This window comes from Streptomyces hypolithicus (genome assembly GCF_052934925.1).
In genome coordinates, this window is record NZ_CM128811.1 from 442,527 (window position 1) to 459,073 (window position 16,547).

A 16,547-nucleotide genomic window follows, 5' to 3' on the forward strand; every position below is an offset into this window, starting at 1 on the left:
CCTTCAACGGGACGTCAGAGACCTTCTACACCCGTAGATTCGGGACGTAGAGGGATGAACGTAATCCCCGGCGAGGAGTGGGGCAAGACCATCATCGCCAACCCGCTGAGTCGATCATGTTTCGCACCCGAGGGGGTGACGTTCAGGGTGCGGCGCCCGCGACGCGCAGGGCGTGGACGACGTCGTGGTACCGGCCCCGGGACACCTGCCGGGCGGCTTCGAGCAGCAGCGGTGAGAGCCGGCGCGGGTCGCTCAGCGTGGCGAGGGCTGCGTCTTCGGGCGTACGTACGCGCACGAACGCGTCGGCCAGGGCGCGCACTTCGTGCGGGCGGCCGGTCTCGTCCAGGGCGAGCAGCGCTGCGGCGACCGCGACGGCGGGGCGGGCCACGCCCTGCCGGCGGAGCTGCCGGCCGTCCTCCGCGAGCCCGGCCGCGTCCAGGGCGCCGGCCGCGGCGGCGACCTGGTCCAGAGGTAGTGAGGCCGCCTCCCACAGCAGCGTGGCCCAGTCGGCGCCGAGCCCGACGTGATGCAGGGCGTCGGCCAGGACGGGCAGCCGCGCGGGGGGCCATGAGGCGGCCTCGCAGAGCAGCGCGTGTGCCTCGCCGGTACGGCCCTGGGCGCGCAGCCGCGCGAGCGCCGCGACGGCGTGGCTGACGGCCAGGGCGACGGCGTCCGGGTCCTCGCCGGGGACGGCCACCGGCGGCGCCTCGGGCTCCTCGGCCCCCGCGAAACGCGCGCCGCGCGGGGCGGACACGGCAGCGCTGGGCAGTACGGCGCCGGTGTCACCGGCGTCCGCCTCCATCCCCGCGTAACGCGCCCCACGGGGACGCCGTTTGCGCGATGCCCCGGCCGCCGGCTCAGGGGCCTCCGGGTGCGTCCCCGCACCCCGAGCCCGGCGGACGTTATCAGCCTCTCCGGCGTTTGCGGAGCGGGGTCCGGGGCGGAGCCCCGGTATGTCCGGCGCGTCGGCGTCCGGGCACTGGAGCCCGTCCGGTAACCGAGGGCTTCGGGAAGCGGCGGGGTGAGGAAGCAAGGCCTCCCTCGTGGAGAACCGAGGCTGCGGACCATCAGGCCCCCCGTCCAGCGCAGCCAACCGCGCCCCCAGCTCCCCGCACCGCGCGGCTGCTCGCTCCAGGTCGTCCCGTACCCACGCCAGCTCCGCGTCCAGCCCCGGCGCCTGCGGATCGCCGCGCTCCGCCAGCTCCGCCTCACGCCGCGCCGCGTGCGCCCACTGACCGCGTACCGCCGTCAGCCGCTCCGCCAGTACCTCACGTCCGCCGGGCCGCCGGTCGTGCGCGGCGGCGGCCGCCGCGTGCAGGGCCCGGACTTGCCCGGTCCCCCGCCCGGCGGCATCCACACCGTGCCCTGCGGCAGGGGCCAGGTCCTGGAGCAATGCCTCCAGCACGTCCCACGGCGGCACCTCCGCCCCGTCGAGGCAGGCCCGCATGCCGCCGGGGTCGCGCCGCCAGAACAGCCCGCACCAGCCGGCACCCGGGTCGAGGAGTTCCGTCAGATCACGCAGATACCACGCGAGATCCCGGACTTCCACCGGGAGTTGCCCTAACCCCATAACCGCACGCCCCTGCCGCCGCCCCACCATCCGGTCCGCACGCATTGGACCGCATCAGTGTTACGACACGGCTACGGGCAGTTTTCACAGACTGATCGCGATGGCGACATGCGGCCGCTTCCCCAGCCGCACGATCGTCGCCGGCACATCCGTGAGCCAGAACTGCCAGGTGTACTTCCGCAGCAGCAGCCCCCGCGATTTCCGCAGCCCTTCCCCGTCCAGGAGCCGCGCCGTGCCCCCGGCGGAGGGTGCGCCGTCCTCGACCCGGCCGCGCATGTCGCACACCGTCACGACGACCCGCTGGTCGTTGCGGATGCGCTTGACCTTCCACGAGTCCGCCCGCGTCCAGACGTACAGCTGCGAGCCGTCGGTGGCGACCCATACCGGCGTCGCCACCGCCGTGCCGTTCCTGCGGTAGGTGGTCAGGCTGACGTACTTGCTGCGGCCGAGCACGGCGAGCAGGTCCTGGTCGGAAGTCATGCCCGCGAGACTACGTCCCGGGCCGCCGCGATGTCCTCAGCGGCCGGGCCGTACCACCATCGCCGAGCCACCGCCGCGCCGGACCTTCTCCGCCGCGGCCAGCCAGCGGCCGTCCGGCAGCCGTTGGACGCCCGTGGCCGCACCGATTTCGGGGTTCTGCCTGAAGGTGTGGCCGATCGACTCCAGTTCATCGCGCAACGGGCTGTTCCACAGGCCGGGTTCGATCTCGGTCGTCGCCGCGTTCCGCTGGCTGGCGCGCGGCGCCGCGATCGCCTCCACCAGGGGCAGCCCCCGGTCCAGGTGGCCCGTCAGGGTCTGGATCACCGTCGTGATGATGGTCGCGCCGCCGGGCGAGCCGAGCGCGAGCAGCGGACGGCCCTTCTCCAAGACGATGGTCGGGGCCATCGAGGAGCGGGGGCGTTTGCCGGGGCCGGGCAGGTTCGGGTCGTGGACCGCCGGGTTCGCGGGGGCGAAGGAGAAGTCCGTGAGTTCGTTGTTGAGGAGGAAGCCGCGGCCGGGCACGGTGATGCCGCTGCCGCCCGTCGACTCGATGGTGAGGGTGTACGCCACGACGTTGCCCCACTTGTCGGCCGTCGTCAGGTGCGTCGTGTTCTCACCCTCGTACGGTGTCGTGGCGGCCCGGCCGCCGGTGGAGCAGGACGCGGGCTTTCGCGGGTCGCCCGGAGCCAGCGGGCTCTTGAGTACCGCGTCGTCCTTGATGAGGCACTCGCGTGAGTCCGCGAACCGCTGCGACAGCAGCCCCTCGACCGGGACGTCCTCGAACGCCGGGTCGCCGACCCAGCGTCCCCGGTCCGCGAAGGCGATCCGGCTGGCCTCGATGAAGCGGTGCAGGTACTCGGTCTGGGTGCTCTTCGAAAGATCGGTGCGCTCAAGGATGTTGAGCGCCTCGCCCACGCTCGTACCGCCAGACGAGGACGGCGCCATGCCGTACACGTCGAGCCCGCGGTAGGAGACCTTCGTCGGGGCCTGGCGCAAAGTGTCGTACGTCCGCAGATCCTTCGCCGTCAGGTCGCCGGCCCGCACCACCCTGGCCGACTCGGGGTCGACGGGAGGCTTGCGGACCGTACGCACGATGTCGCGGGCGAGGTCACCGTGGTACAGCTCTCCGACGCCGTGGTGGCCCAGCTCGGCGTACGTGCGCGCGAGGTCGGGGTTCTTGATCGTGGAGCCCACCACGGGGAGCTCCCCGCCGGGCAGGAAAAGCTCGGCGGTGTCCGGGAAGTCCCTGAACCGCGCCTCGTTGGCCTGCGTCTGCGAGCGGAAGGTGGCGTCGACGGTGAAGCCTTCGCGCGCCAGCTTCTCTGCGGGGCGCAGGAGTGTGCGCAGCGACTTGGTGCCCCAGGCGTCGAGGACCGTCTCCCAGGTCGCCGGGGTGCCGGGGGTGCCGACGCCGCGACCGCTCGTCTGCGCCTGGTCGAAGGGGATGGGCTTGCCGTCCTCCACGAACAGCGACGAGTCTGCGCTCAGCGGCGCGGTCTCACGCCCGTCGACGGTGCGCACGGTGCGGGATTTCGCGTCATAGTGGACGAAGTAGCCGCCGCCTCCGATGCCCGCGGAGTACGGTTCTGTGACGCCGAGCGCGGCTGCCGTGGCGACTGCCGCGTCCACCGCGTTGCCGCCGCGCGCGAGGACCTCGATCCCGGCGGCGGAGGCGTCCGCGTCGACGCTCGCGACGGCTCCCCCGTACCCGGCGGCGACCGGTGTCTTGACCGGCTTGTCCCGTGGGGGCGCCGGGTGCGACGAGGGCGGGGCGGCGGTGGCGGGCCGGGCGGCGGTCGTCGCGACGGCCCCGCCGGACACGACGACCGCGGCAGCGGCCCACATCGAAAGCGCTCGTACCGTGGAGCGGCGCATGCGTACCTCCAGTCAACACGTTTCCGCGCAGCGTAACTTCACTCCCCCATGCCCGTCAGGACCTCCTCGAGCACCGGTGCGTCGGACCGCTAGCATGCCGCCCCATGACGGACGACGTGCGCAACATCGTGCTGGGCGTGATCGCGGCCGGAATCAGCACCTCCCTGGGCTGGCTCGCCCGCAGCTATCTGTGGCGTCGCAAGCTGCGCCGCAGGCAGGCCTTCCTGGGGCTGCCCCGGGGCTCCGAGTCGTTGCTCGTCGTCAACCGCGAGCCGGGCGGCGACGGCGCGGTGCACCGGTACGACGTCTTCGCGCTCCTTGAGCTCGCCGCCGTGATCAAGGACTGCGGGGCGCATGCGCAGATCCTGTCCCACGACGTGATACAGCAGGGCTTCGGCGAGCGCACCGAGTTCTGCGTCGGCGGCCCGGGGTCGAATCGCCGGACGGCGGCCCACCTGCAATCCCTGCTGCCCGGCGTCCGGATCAACACCGATGCCGAGCCGGGACCCGACCGCACCGCCTTCCAGATCGGCAGCGAGCGCTACCGGCTGGAGGCCGGCGTGTCCGAGTACGTCCTGCTCGCGCGGCTGACCGCCGGTCAGGACGCGAGACCCGTCTTCCTCTTCTGCGGCCAGCGGGCGATCACCAACCAGGCGGCGACCCGCTATCTCACTCGCCATCACGAGAAGCTGGCCCGCAAGCACGGAAGGGGCTCCTTCTGTCTGCTGTTGAAGGTCATCAACTCGCACGCGTACGGTCCGGACATCGTTGAACTGGTGGCCGACGTGACCCGCGCCGCCCACGCCCCGCTCCCCTCACCGGCGCCGGCCGTCGACGCGGCTGACCAGGCTGCCGGCTGAGCACGCTGCTGGCTGAGCAGGCGGGTTCGGCCTGGCGGTGCCTCCTTCTGCGGCATTTGTCACACCACAAAGGGAGCGAATGTACTGCCTGCCGGGCAACCCGGCAGCAGCGGAACGGCTCTCACCGGGCGACAGACATCGCACGGGAGGTTTTCCAGTTGAGCCGCATACGCAAGCGCCCCCTGCTCGTCGCCGCACCGGCGCTCACCGTCACGCTCGCGGCGTGTTCCGGCGGCGGGGCCGCCCAGAGCGGCGCGGGGCAGCCGGCCGCCGAGCGGGCCGAGATATCGGTGAACCTTCGCGGCAGGCAGGCCGAGGCCGGACAGCCTGTTCGGGTGAAGGTCGAGGTCGGCACGCTGAAGCAGGTCACGGTGAGCGACTCGAAGGGCGGGAAGCTCGCGGGGAGGATGTCCGCCGACGGTACGTCCTGGACCTCCGGCCGAGCGGCCGCCCCGGGCACCACGTACTCCGTCAGCGCCGTGGACAGCGGCGGCGTCAGCGCGAAGGCCGGCTTCACCACCGCCGACCCGGACAAGGTCAACAAGCTGTCGCTGGCACCCGGCAAGAACACCACGGTCGGCGTCGCCCAGCCGCTCTCGGTCGTTTTCGACCACCCCGTCAAGAACAAGGCGGCCGTCGAGAGGCAGCTCAAGGTCACCACCTCGAACGCCACCAAGGGCTCCTGGGGCTGGATGCGGGACTACTCCGGCAAGGACCGCGTCGACTGGCGCCCCGAGGAGTACTGGAAGCCGGGCACGAAGGTGTCCCTGAAGGCGGACCTGAACGGCCTCGACTCGGGCTCGGGCGGCGGCTGGTTCGTACGCGACTACGCGACGCGATTCACCGTTGGCGTGGATCAGGCCTTCAAGGTCGATCTCGACAACCACCGCCTCAAGCTGATGCGCGACGGGCAGCTGGTCAAGGACGTCCCCATATCGGCCGGCACCCCCGGCGGCGACAAGGCCTCCTGGCGTGGGACGGCCGTGCTGATGTCCAAGGAGGGCACGATCAACATGCGCTCGGAGACCGTGGGCCTCGGTGACGCCTACGACAAGATGGTCGACTACTCGATGCGCCTGACCTGGTCGGGGATGTACGCACACGCCGCACCCTGGAACTCCGCGTACTTCGGCAACACCAACCACAGCTCCGGCTGTGTCGGCATGAGCGAGACCGACGCGTCGTCCGTGTACGGGCAGGCCCAGGTCGGCGATCCGTTCGAGATCACCGGCGACGACGCCAAAGGCACCGTCGCCGTCAGCAACGGTTACGGCGAATGGAATCTGTCCTGGGCCGACTGGCAGGCGAAGAGCGCGCTGCGCTGAGCCGCTTCCGCTGAGCGGCTGACGCCGCCGCTGCTGACGAGCCGTCCAACAATCGTTACCCGTACGTAACTTACCGAGGAGTTACCGCCAGTAAGTGATGGCGGTTACCGTCGGGTCACTTTCCACTGACACGAGTGAGGAGTGACCCGTGAGACACCCCCACAAGTCCCTGCGCGGCACCGCGGCAGGCGCCGCAACCGCCGCACTGCTCGCCGGGACCGCCACCGGCCTCGCGCCCGCCACCCAGGCCGCCGCCGCCCCGGCGCAGCAGCCCGCGGCGGCGTCCGCGGCGGCGGCAACGGCTCTCCCGGACGTACGGTTCGTCGACATCGCCGGCGACGGCGGGACCGTACTCAAGGCGAACGTCTTCACCCCGGCGGGATCCGACGGCAGCCGCACGTACCCGGTGATCGTGCTGCCGACCAGCTGGGCCGTGCCGCAGATCGAATACATCGCCCAGGCCAAGAAGCTCGCCGATTCCGGTTATGTCGTCGTCAGTTACAACTCCCGCGGCTTCTGGCAGTCCGGCGGCAACATCGAGGTCGCCGGCCCGCCGGACATCGCCGACGCTTCCAAGGTCATCGACTGGGCGCTGGCCCACACCCCTGCCGATCCGCAGAGGGTGGGCATGGCGGGCGTCTCGTACGGCGCCGGAATCAGCCTGCTCGCCTCCGCGCACGACAAGCGGATCAAGGCAGTTGTGGCGCTGAGCGGCTGGGCCGACCTCATCGACTCGATCTACAGCGGCCGCACCCAGCACCGCCAGGCCGCGGAACTGCTCATGGGCGCAGGGCAGCTCACCGGCCGCCCGAGCCCCGAACTCCAGCAGACGATGAAAAACTTCCTCGGCTCCAACCTGGACAAGGAGCAGGACATGATCGCTTGGGGGAAGTCCCGCTCCCCCGCCACCTACATCGACCGGATCAACGAGAACGGCGCGGCCGTCATGCTGGGCAACGCGTGGGGCGACACCCTCTTCCCGCCCAACCAGTACGCGGAGTTCTACGAGCGGCTCACCGGCCCCAAGCGCCTGGAGTTCCGCCCGGGCGACCACGCCACCGCCGAGGCAACCGGCCTGCTCGGTCTGCCGAACGACGTGTGGACCAACGCCCAGCGCTGGTTCGACCACCACCTCGCCGGCCAGGGCAACGGCGTCGACCGCGAGCAGCCGGTCCAGCTCAAGTCGCGCTCCAGCGGGGCCTACGAGGGCTACCCCGACTGGAAGTCGGTCGGCGCCGATCGGCGCAAGATCGACCTGGGCGGTACGAAGACCATACGTACGAACGTCGACTCGGGCGCCAACGGCGGCATCGTCCTGCTCTCCAACGCTCTCGACCAGTTCCTGAAGCTGCCCCCGATGGCGTCCGTACCGCTGCTGCCGCGCAGTTACGCCTCGGTCTGGCAGTCCGAGTGGTACGCCGCCCCGCAGCGCGTCCGGGGGACCGCCAAGATCCACACGACGGTCTCCAGCACCGAGGGGAGCGGCACCCTCGTCGCCTACCTCTACGACGTGGGCCCGCTCGGCCTCGGCAAGCTGGTCAGCAACGCGCCGTACACCTTCCACGACCGGACACCCGGCAAGCCGTTCCCCGTCGACCTGGAGCTGTACTCCACCGCCTACGACGTCCCGGCCGGCCACCGTCTGGCCCTGGTGTTCGACACCGTCGACCCGCTCTACATCGAGCACAACCCGTCCGGCGCGCAGCTGACCTTCTCTTCGCCCGAGTCCGACCCGTCCTACGTGTCGGTCCCGATGCGCGACAAGTGATCACCGGCTGCTGCCGGGCAGGCATCTGCTCTTCGCACCAGCGCGCGGCCTACCGCACGCCCGGCGGCAGCGTCCCCGGCTCGGCCGGGCCGACATCGACGGCCTCGGTCGGGGTTGCGCATCTCCCGTTCGGCCACCCACTGGGCGAACCAGGAGAGCAGTACTTGTTGACGTCACGCAGCTCGATCAACGGATCGACGGCCATACGCTGCCCTACCCACTCTCAGCTGTGTCGAGGTCAGCGCAAACTATCCAGCCCAATAAGGGACTTCACACTCGACACGCCTAAAGAGGACATAAAGGCGCACGAAAGAGTCGGGGCCACTCGGGGTCGGCTCAGAACTCCGACGCCTCCGCGTACACCTGGGAGAGCTCGGGTGCTCCGGCCACCGCCCAGTCCAGACCGGCCTCGACCACGTTGATCTCACGGCCCGAGGCCAGCCGGACGACCGGCTGGCCGCTCGGCCACAGGTGCCAGGCGGCCCCGGGGACCGTACGCACGATCACCGAGCCGAGGTAGAGGCCCGCGTCGTTGCCCAGCCAGGGCAGCTCCTCCGGGTCGTCGCGCCAGCGCGGCATCAGCTGGTCCAGGGCCCCCAACGAGCCCGGGGAGTCGTCGAGTTCGAAGCCGGCGTCCTGCGCCCGGACCCGCAACAGCTCGCACTCGGCAAGCAGTTCGGCCAGGCCTTCCGCGTCCCCTCCGGCGCCGTCCCCGTGGGAGGTGAACACCGCGACACCACGCGCGGGGCCGTGGCGCTTGCGCCAGTTGTCCAGAAAGGGGATGTTCATACCACTCAGCCTCCCATTCCCGTATGCCCGTGCACCACAGGCGCGCTGGATCCGTCGGCGCGGCGCGCCGCCGGCGCCATCACACGTCCAGGTCCACCACGACCGGCGCGTGGTCGGAAGCGCCCTTGCCCTTGCGCTCCTCACGGTCGACGTAGCTGTCCTTGACGGCGGCGGCGAACGGGGCGTTGCCGTACACGAGGTCGATGCGCATGCCCCGGTTCTTGGGGAATCCCAGCTCGCGGTAGTCCCAGTAGGTGAAGGGACGGTCGTACTTGAGCGGGCGCGGCACCACGTCGGACAGGCCGGCCTCGCGCAGCGCGGCGAGCGCGGCCCGCTCCGCCGGGGTGACATGGGTGGCTCCGGCGAACAGGGAGGCGTCCCAGACGTCGTCGTCGGTGGGGGCGATGTTGTAGTCACCGAGGACGGCGAACGGCCGCTGCCCGACGGCGTCACCGGCGACGGCCCTGTGGAGCGCTTCGAGCCAGCGCAGCTTGTACGCGTAGTGGTCGTGGGCGACCTCGCGGCCGTTCGGCACGTACACCGACCAGACCCGGACCGGGCCGCACGTCGCGGAGATCGCCCGCGGCTCCTGGACGCCCTCGAAGTCGGGGCCTTCGGGCAGACCCGTGACGACGTCCTGCAGACCCGCCTTGGAGATCACGGCCACGCCGTTCCACCGGCCCGTGGCGTTGACCGCGCACTCGTAACCGAGCTCGCGAAGCTGCTCCGCGGGAAAGGCCTCGGCGGTGGTCTTGGTCTCCTGGATGCACAGCACGTCGGTGCCGGTGCTCTCCAGCCAGGCCAGCAGCCGGGGCAGCCGGGCGGTGATCGAGTTGACGTTCCAGGTCGCGATACGCATGGAAGACAGCCTATCGGCGGGGTACGACACTCACAGTTCGGTGGAGTCGCCCGGCGTCAGCCGGCTGTGGTCGGCCCCGGCCAGGTCGCCGATCTGTGCGTCGTAGAGCGGCCGGGCGAGGTCGGTGAGCAGCGCGTCGTGGATGTCGATGGCCCGCCGGGGCTTCACCTCGCGGACGTAGTCGATGACCTCCGAGATCTTCGACCACGGGGCCATCACGGGCAGCATCAGCGTCTCAACTCGGTGCCCGGGGACGGTGAGCGCGTCGCCGGGGTGAAAGAGCGAACCGTCCACCAGATAACCGACGTTGGTGATCCGCGGGATGTCCGGGTGGATGACGGCGTGCAGCTCGCCGTGGACCTGGACGTCGAACCCGGCGGCCGTGAAGGTGTCACCGTGGCCGACGGTGTGCACCCGGCCGGGGAAGGCCGCCGAGAGCCGGTCCGCGACGCTGCGCAGGGTCCAGATCTCGGCGCCGGGGTTCGCCTCCAGGGCGGCCCGCAGCCGGTTCTCCTCGAAGTGATCCGGGTGTTCGTGCGTCACCAGGACGGCGTCGGCGCCGACCGCGGCGTCCGTCTCGCTGAAGGCGCCGGGGTCGACGACAAGGGTCCGCCCGTCCTTCTCCAGCCGGATGCAGGCGTGGGACTTCTTGGTGAGCTTCATACCCTCATCCTCCTCCTGGCCGGCCCCGCCGTGGGGTTGCGACGCCGCTACGCGGGCGGGGTCGTTTCCTCCTGGATGACCTTCCGGGCGACCGTGAAGGCCGCGTTCGCGGCCGGAACGCCGCAGTACACGGCGGTCTGGATCAGCACTTCCTTGATCTCGGCCGGAGTCAGGCCGTTGCGCAGGGCGGCCCGGGTGTGGAAGGCCAGTTCGCCCAGGTGCCCGCCGGCGACCAGCGCGGTCAGGGTGACGCAGCTGCGGGTGCGCCGGTCGAGCCCGTCCCTGGTCCACACCTCGCCCCAGGCGTAGCGGGTGATCAGCTCCTGGAAGTCGCCGGTGAACTCGTCGGCCTCGGCGAGGGTGCGGTCCACATGAGCGTCGCCCAGGACCTCGCGGCGGACCTTGATCCCGGCCTCGTACGGATCGGCCCGCAGACCCGCCTCGGGTGCGGCCTCGGGTTCGGCGGCCGGGCCGATCTCGGCGACGGCGTGCGCCGGGGCGGAGGTCGCCGGCGCCGCGTCCGATGAAGGCCGCGCCTGGATCGCCTGGAGCCCCGACGTTACGGGCTCGGCGGCCTGCCAGGCGGTGGAGAAGTGCCGTACGAGCAGATCCGTGACGGCCGCCGGCTGCTCGACCGGGGCCAGGTGGGAGGCGCCGGGGACCAGGGCGAGGCGGGCGTCGGGGATGCCCGCGACCAGGGTGCGGGCCTCGGCGGGACCGGTGACCTGGTCCTCGGAGCCGACGAGGACGAGCGTGGGTACGCCGATACGGCCCAGCTCGGCCCGGATGTCGAAGGCGGCCAGCGCCTCGCAGGCCGCGATGTAGCAGCCAGGGTCGGTGGTGCGGACCATCTGCACGGCCCACTCGACGATGGCGGGCTGGGCGGCGGCGAAGCCGTGCGTGAACCAGCGGGCGGGCGCGGTCGCCGCCATCGGCTCCAGGCCGTTCGTCCGTACGATCACACCGCGCTGACGGAACTCGTCAGCGGTGCCGAACCTCGGGGAGGCGGCGACCAGGCCCAGCGAGGCGAGCCGGTCCGGGTGGCGCAGCGCCAGGTCGGCGCCGATCGCGCCGCCGATGGAGCAGCCGGCGTACCCGAAGCGCTGGACGCCGAGGGAGCCGAGGGTCGCCAGCAGGCGGTCGGCGAGCTCGGTGACGGTACCGGCGGAGTGGGCGGGGGCGCCGCCGTGGCCCGGCAGGTCGAAGCGGAACACGCGCCACTGGCGGGTCAGCTCCGGTATCTGGCGATCCCACATGTGCCAGGTCGTCCCGAGCGACGGGCCCAGGATGAGGACGGGGGCGTCCTCGGGGCCGTCGAACCGGTACTGCAGGGGCTGGGGCGGCTGCGGGGAGTGCGGTGTCTGGGGGGCCGGCGCCTGCAGTGCATGGGGGGCCTGCGCCAACGGGGCCTGGGGTGCCTGCGGGGAATTCATTTCCGTCTCTTCGCTCACTCGCTCCAGGTTAGCCATCACTGGAGCCGGCCGTGCCCACGGGGTCACGAGGCCGCGGAATCAAGGTGTCGCGGTGGAGACCACGTAGACGAACGGACGCTTGGGGTCGGTCTCGTCGACCGTGATGGCGACGGTGGGCGCGGTCCCCTTCTGGTTGACCGTGGCGCCCTTCCAGGAGCGGTTGGGGCCGAAGGTCCAGCCGGCGACACCGGCGTCCCGCCCGTTGATGGTGATCTTGCCGTCCTTGAACGCGGACCGGTCGGTGCCGAGGTCGTTCAGGAACCAGTCGAGGTCCGCTGGGACGGTCCTGAACTGGACGTAGAGCCTGCTGGTCTTCCAGTTGTTGGTCTCGTAGTAGGCGACGTCCTTGCCCGCGTGCGGGATCGGCACGTCGTAGATGCGACGCGTCATCCGGGACGGAAAGCCCTCAACGAGACCGGTGGCCGAGGCTACTTTCGCCTTGTCGCGGCCGCTCTCGCGGCTCTGCTCGGCGGAGATCAGCAGGTAGCCGGCCGGGATGCCGATGAGCAGCACGATGGTGATCGCTGTGAGCCAGCGACGGACGATCATGTGCCGGCGGTTCTCCGGGGGCTTGCCCCCCTCTTCGGGGGCCTCGGTCGGGTGGGGGACGGACGGGGTCATTGCTGGGGTCCCTGCGTGGTGGTGCGGATGGCCTGGGCGTAGCGCTCGTAACGTTCGTAGCGCTCCAGGCGGCGGCGGTTGGCGCGGCGGAAACGCCGCGCGACGAGCCGGGCCAGGTCGGCGGCGCCGACCATACCGGCCTCGGGGCCGAGCTGGGCCTTGGCGATGCGGGCCTCGGGGCGGTAGCCGCGCCCGGTGAGGTGGCGCTTGAAGGCGTCCCTGGCGGGCCCGATGAGGAGGTCGTCGGCGGCGCTGACACCGCCGCCGATGACGAAGCAGGACGGGTCGAGTGCGGCGGCGAGGTTGGCGATGCCGACTCCGAGCCACTGGCCGATGTCCTGGAGCAGCTCGACACACATGGCGTCGCCCTCGCGGGCCAGCTCGGTGATGAGCGGTCCGGTGATCTCGGGGATGTTGCCGCCGACCCGCTCGATGAGGCTGTACGCGACCGGGGAGTCGGCGGCGGCGAGTTCGCGGGCCTCGCGGACCAGGGCGTTGCCGGAGCTGTACTGCTCCCAGCAGCCGCGGTTGCCGCACGGGCAGCGGTGGCCGCCCGGGACGACCTGCATATGGCCGAACTCGCCCGCGACGCCGTACTTGCCGCGTTTGACCTGGCCGTCCTCGAGGATCGCGCCGCCGATGCCGGTGCCGAGCGTGATCATGACGAGATGGTCCTCGCCCCGGCCGGCGCCGAAGCGCCATTCCGCCCAGGCGGCGGTGTTGGCGTCGTTGTCGACCAGGACGGGCACCGCGAGGCGGGCGGAGATCGCGTCGCGCAGTGGTTCGTTGCGCCAGGCCAGGTGGGGGGCGAAGAGCACGGTGGAGCGGTCGGCGTCGACCCAGCCGGCCGCGCCGATGCCCACCGCGTGGACGTCGTGCCGGTCGGACAGGTCGAGTACCAGCTCGACGATGGTGTCCTCGACGACCTTGGGGCTCTTGGACTTGTCCGGGGTCTCGGTGCGGAGCTTCTCCAGGATGATGCCGTCCGCGTCGACGACGCCGGCCATCACCTTCGTACCGCCGATGTCGATGCCGACGGTGGGCACGCGCGGGGCGCTGAGGTGCGAGCGCCGCTCGCGGGTGCCGACCGTCTTCAGGACGGTGGCGCGGGCGGAGCCGCGGTGCGCGAAGTCTCGGTACGTGCTCATGTCCCCTGCGGGGTCGTGGGTGCGGTGGCGGTCAGGCACCGATTCTGCCATTGCGTGCGGTGGGGGTGCGGTGCCGCAGGGCCGCGGGCCCCGACGCCCTGCGGGCGTTGTCCTAGTCGCCGGAAGGGCTTGCGGTTCCCGGGTGCGGCGGGGACGGTGCGCGTTCGAGTTCGTGGGTGAGTTCCTCCAGCTCGCTGCCGCCCGCCATCTGCCGGGTGAGCTCGTCGAGAGTGATCTCGTCCCGGGCGTGGCTGCCGGACATCGTGCCGCGCTTGAGGAGCACGAAACGGTCGCCTACGAGGTAAGCGTGGTGGGGGTTGTGCGTGATGAGGACGACACCGAGACCCGCGTCACGCGCGGCCGCGACGTACTTCAGTACGACACCGGACTGCTTGACGCCGAGCGCGGCGGTCGGCTCGTCCAGGACCAGCACCTTCGCGCCGAAGTGGATGGCGCGCGCGATGGCCACGCACTGGCGCTCGCCGCCCGAGAGCGTGCCGATGGGCTGGTCGACGTCGCGCAGGTCGATGCCCATCCTCAGCAGCGCGGAGCGGGTGGTCTCGCGCATCAGGGCGACGTCGAGCCGCTTGAAGGGCCCGGCGCCCCTGGTCGGTTCGGAGCCGAGGAAGAAGTTCCGCCACACCGGCATCAGGGGCACGACGGCCAGATCCTGGTAGACGGTGGCGATGCCGAGGTCCAGTGCGTCGCGCGGGTTCGCCAGGCGCCGGTGCTCGCCGTCGATCGAGAAGGTGCCGGCGTCGTGCTGGTGCAGCCCCGAGATGATCTTGATAAGGGTGGACTTGCCGGCGCCGTTGTCCCCGAGGACGCAGGTGATCTCGCCCGCGTGCACTTCCAGACAGACGCCTTCCAGGGCTCTGATGTTGCCGTAGTACTTACTGACGTCGTCCAGCTCGACGAGGGCTGCCGTCATTTCGTCGCCTCCGCGCGCTTGCGTACCCATGCGTTGAGCAGGGTGGCCAGAAGGAGCATCGCTCCGAGGAAGAACTTGAACCAGTCCGGGTTCCACTCGGCGTACACGATGCCCTTGCTGGTCATGCCGAAGATGAACGCCCCGACGGCGGAGCCGACCGCGGAGCCGTAGCCGCCGGTGATCAGGCAGCCGCCGATGACGGCCGCGATGATGTAGATCAGTTCGTTGCCGACGCCCTCGCCGGACTGCACGACGTCGTACGAGAAGAGCAGGTGCTGGCCGGAGATCCAGGCGCCGAGGCCGACACCCAGGTATAGCCCGGTCTTGGTCTTGTTGACGGGGACGCCGACCGCGCGGGCCGCGTCCTTGCCGCCGCCGACCGCGAAGATCCAGTTGCCGGCGCGGGTGCGCAGCAGGATCCAGGTGGCGACGGCCACCAGGGCGGCCCACCACAGGATGGTGACCCGGAAGTTGAACTCCCCGATCTTCCACTGGGAGGCGAACAGCGCCTTGGCGGAGGCGAAGCCCTCCATGTCGGCGATCGTCTTCGTCGACACGGTGCCGCTGATCATCTTGGTGAGGCCCAGGTTGAGGCCGGTCAGCATCAGGAACGTACCGAGCGTGATGATGAAGCTCGGGAGTTTGGTGCGGGCCAGCATGAGGCCGTTGAACGCGCTGAGGGCGAGCGTCACCAGCAGCGACACGAGGACGCCGACCCAGACGTTGGCCGTCATCTGGTAGCTGAACATGGAGGAGAGCAGTGCGGAGCTGGTCACCAGCACACCGGCCGACAGGTCGAACTCGCCGCCGATCATCAGCAGGGCGACCGGGACGGCCATGATGCCGATCACGGAGGCCGCGTAGAGGACCGTGCCGAAGCTGGACACGCGCAGGAAGCTGTCCGCGGCGATCGCGAAGAAGAGGAACACGGCGAGGGCGCCGACCACCGAGCCCAGCTCGGGGCGGCCCAGGAGCCTGCGCAGCAGCGACGTCCGCAGCAGCCGCTCGTCGGCGGGCGCCTCTGCGCCGGGGGCGGGCGCCGGGGAGGGCGCCGGTGCGGTGGCGGTCATCGGGTGCCCCGCTTCGTGTACTCCTCCAGCTCGGCCGCGTCGTTCTTACTGACGATCTGCGGGCCGGTGAGCACCGGCTTGCCGCCGCCGAGCACGTCGGCGTTGTACTTGTAGAGCCACAGCAGGTCCACGGCCTGGTAGCCCTGGAGGTAGGGCTGCTGGTCGACGGCGAAACCCAGGGTGTCGCTGCGGAGCGCGGCGGCGACCTTGGGGTTGAGGTCGAAGGTGTCGACCTCGGCGTCGCTGCCGGCCTGCTCCTTCGCCTGCAGGGCGGCGTCCGCGAAGGGGGCGCCGAGGGTTACGACGGCGTCGAATTCCCTGGCGGACTTGGCGGACTGCAGCTTCGCCTCGATCGAGGCCTGTACGTCGGGCATGTTCGTGCCGTCGACATAGAGATTCTGCAGCTCGCCGTCGAAGGTCTTCTTCGCGCCGGCGCAGCGCTGCTCGTGGCCGACGTTGCCCTGCTCGTGCAGGACGCACAGGGCCTTCTTGCGGCCGCGCCCGGACAGTTCCTGGCCGACAGCCTCGCCGGCGATCGTCTCGTCCTGGCCGATGTGGGTGAGGGCGCCGAACTTCTTGGACTCGGCGGAGCCGGAGTTGACGGTGATCACGGGGATGCCGGCCTTGGTGGCCCTGGCGACGGCCGCCTTCATCGCGTCGGGCTTGGCGAGCGTGACGATCAGCCCGTCGACCTTCTTGTCGACGTAGCTGTCGACCAGCTGGGCCTGCTGCTGGCCCTCGTCGCTCTTGGCGTACAGGAAGTTGATGTTGTCCTTGGCGGCGGCCTGCCTGGCGCCCTTCTGGACGATGTCCCAGAACGTGTCGCCGTCGCCCGAGTGGGTCACCATGGCGACGGTCCAGCGCGGGGTGGTCACCACGGCCCTGCCCCCGGCACCGGCCTGCTCGGCCCGTTCCTCGGCACGCTTGCCGCCCGTGGCGCTGCACCCCGCCAGGGAAGCTCCGAGCACCACCGCCAGCACCGCGCCCAGTGCGCGTACCCCTGTCCGAACCGTTGCCACGACGTAGTGCCCTTCTCGTACTCCTCGACGCGTCCCGGGGATCGTTCAGTCCGTCCCCGGCCGACCAAGTATCCCCGAGTGCGGTCCGGCGCGTCCC

The 16,547-nt window shown here is 71.0% G+C and carries 15 protein-coding genes; 3 read left to right on the forward strand and 12 right to left on the reverse strand.

Going from position 1 to position 16,547, the window contains the following annotated elements; all coding sequences use genetic code 11:
- Positions 1 to 142: 142 nt before the first annotated feature.
- The 3 genes from ACU6WZ_RS02205 to ggt all read right to left on the reverse strand — a co-directional run bounded on the left by ACU6WZ_RS02205 (position 143) and on the right by ggt (position 3,925).
- Positions 143 to 1,549 (reverse strand): hypothetical protein, encoded by a 1,407-nt coding sequence (locus ACU6WZ_RS02205; RefSeq protein WP_447031418.1) that lies wholly within the window; start codon positions 1,547 to 1,549, stop codon positions 143 to 145.
- A gap of 105 nt (positions 1,550 to 1,654) precedes the next feature.
- Positions 1,655 to 2,050 (reverse strand): PPOX class F420-dependent oxidoreductase, encoded by a 396-nt coding sequence (locus ACU6WZ_RS02210; protein ID WP_447031419.1) that lies wholly within the window; start codon positions 2,048 to 2,050, stop codon positions 1,655 to 1,657.
- A 36-nt stretch (positions 2,051 to 2,086) separates the two neighbouring features.
- Positions 2,087 to 3,925: a gamma-glutamyltransferase gene (gene ggt / locus ACU6WZ_RS02215; RefSeq protein ID WP_447031421.1), complete on the reverse strand. Its 1,839-nt coding sequence runs from the start codon at positions 3,923 to 3,925 to the stop codon at positions 2,087 to 2,089.
- A 104-nt stretch (positions 3,926 to 4,029) separates the two neighbouring features.
- On the opposite strand from ggt, the gene ACU6WZ_RS02220 reads away from it, so the two are divergent.
- The 3 genes from ACU6WZ_RS02220 to ACU6WZ_RS02230 all read left to right on the forward strand — a co-directional run bounded on the left by ACU6WZ_RS02220 (position 4,030) and on the right by ACU6WZ_RS02230 (position 7,878).
- Positions 4,030 to 4,785, forward strand: coding sequence for a hypothetical protein (locus ACU6WZ_RS02220; protein WP_447031422.1), 756 nt, complete (start codon positions 4,030 to 4,032; stop codon positions 4,783 to 4,785).
- A 158-nt stretch (positions 4,786 to 4,943) separates the two neighbouring features.
- A complete protein-coding gene (locus tag ACU6WZ_RS02225; protein WP_447031423.1) occupies positions 4,944 to 6,110 on the forward strand; it encodes a L,D-transpeptidase in 1,167 nt (388 codons plus the stop codon).
- 148 nt (positions 6,111 to 6,258) lie between these two features.
- A complete protein-coding gene (locus tag ACU6WZ_RS02230) occupies positions 6,259 to 7,878 on the forward strand; it encodes an alpha/beta fold hydrolase (protein WP_447031424.1) in 1,620 nt (539 codons plus the stop codon).
- Positions 7,879 to 8,214: 336 nt separating this feature from the next.
- Here ACU6WZ_RS02230 and ACU6WZ_RS02235 read toward each other — a convergent pair whose 3' ends face one another.
- The 9 genes from ACU6WZ_RS02235 to ACU6WZ_RS02275 form a co-directional block, all read right to left on the reverse strand.
- A complete protein-coding gene (locus ACU6WZ_RS02235; protein ID WP_447031425.1) occupies positions 8,215 to 8,667 on the reverse strand; it encodes a DUF6278 family protein in 453 nt (150 codons plus the stop codon).
- 79 nt (positions 8,668 to 8,746) lie between these two features.
- Positions 8,747 to 9,526: an exodeoxyribonuclease III gene (locus ACU6WZ_RS02240; protein WP_447031426.1), complete on the reverse strand. Its 780-nt coding sequence runs from the start codon at positions 9,524 to 9,526 to the stop codon at positions 8,747 to 8,749.
- A gap of 30 nt (positions 9,527 to 9,556) precedes the next feature.
- Entirely contained in the window at positions 9,557 to 10,189 is a 633-nt protein-coding gene (locus ACU6WZ_RS02245; RefSeq protein WP_447031428.1) for an MBL fold metallo-hydrolase, read from the reverse strand.
- 47 nt (positions 10,190 to 10,236) lie between these two features.
- Complete coding sequence (gene pcaDC, locus ACU6WZ_RS02250) at positions 10,237 to 11,640, reverse strand: bifunctional 3-oxoadipate enol-lactonase/4-carboxymuconolactone decarboxylase PcaDC (protein WP_447031429.1); 1,404 nt, start codon at positions 11,638 to 11,640, stop codon at positions 10,237 to 10,239.
- A gap of 60 nt (positions 11,641 to 11,700) precedes the next feature.
- Positions 11,701 to 12,282 carry a hypothetical protein gene (locus tag ACU6WZ_RS02255; protein WP_447031430.1) on the reverse strand — a complete coding sequence of 194 codons (582 nt, stop codon included), beginning with the start codon at positions 12,280 to 12,282 and terminating at the stop codon, positions 11,701 to 11,703.
- Positions 12,279 to 13,430 carry an ROK family glucokinase gene (locus ACU6WZ_RS02260; RefSeq protein ID WP_447031431.1) on the reverse strand — a complete coding sequence of 384 codons (1,152 nt, stop codon included), beginning with the start codon at positions 13,428 to 13,430 and terminating at the stop codon, positions 12,279 to 12,281. Before ACU6WZ_RS02260 ends, ACU6WZ_RS02255 begins: the two co-directional genes overlap by 4 nt.
- A 112-nt stretch (positions 13,431 to 13,542) precedes the next feature.
- On the reverse strand, positions 13,543 to 14,391 hold the full coding sequence (locus ACU6WZ_RS02265; protein ID WP_447031432.1) for an ATP-binding cassette domain-containing protein: 849 nt from the start codon (positions 14,389 to 14,391) through the stop codon (positions 13,543 to 13,545).
- A complete protein-coding gene (locus ACU6WZ_RS02270; RefSeq protein WP_447031434.1) occupies positions 14,358 to 15,431 on the reverse strand; it encodes an ABC transporter permease in 1,074 nt (357 codons plus the stop codon). The genes ACU6WZ_RS02265 and ACU6WZ_RS02270 overlap by 34 nt, the downstream gene beginning before the upstream one ends.
- Positions 15,428 to 16,450: a sugar ABC transporter substrate-binding protein gene (locus tag ACU6WZ_RS02275; RefSeq protein ID WP_447031435.1), complete on the reverse strand. Its 1,023-nt coding sequence runs from the start codon at positions 16,448 to 16,450 to the stop codon at positions 15,428 to 15,430. The genes ACU6WZ_RS02270 and ACU6WZ_RS02275 overlap by 4 nt, the downstream gene beginning before the upstream one ends.
- Positions 16,451 to 16,547: the final 97 nt, after the last annotated feature.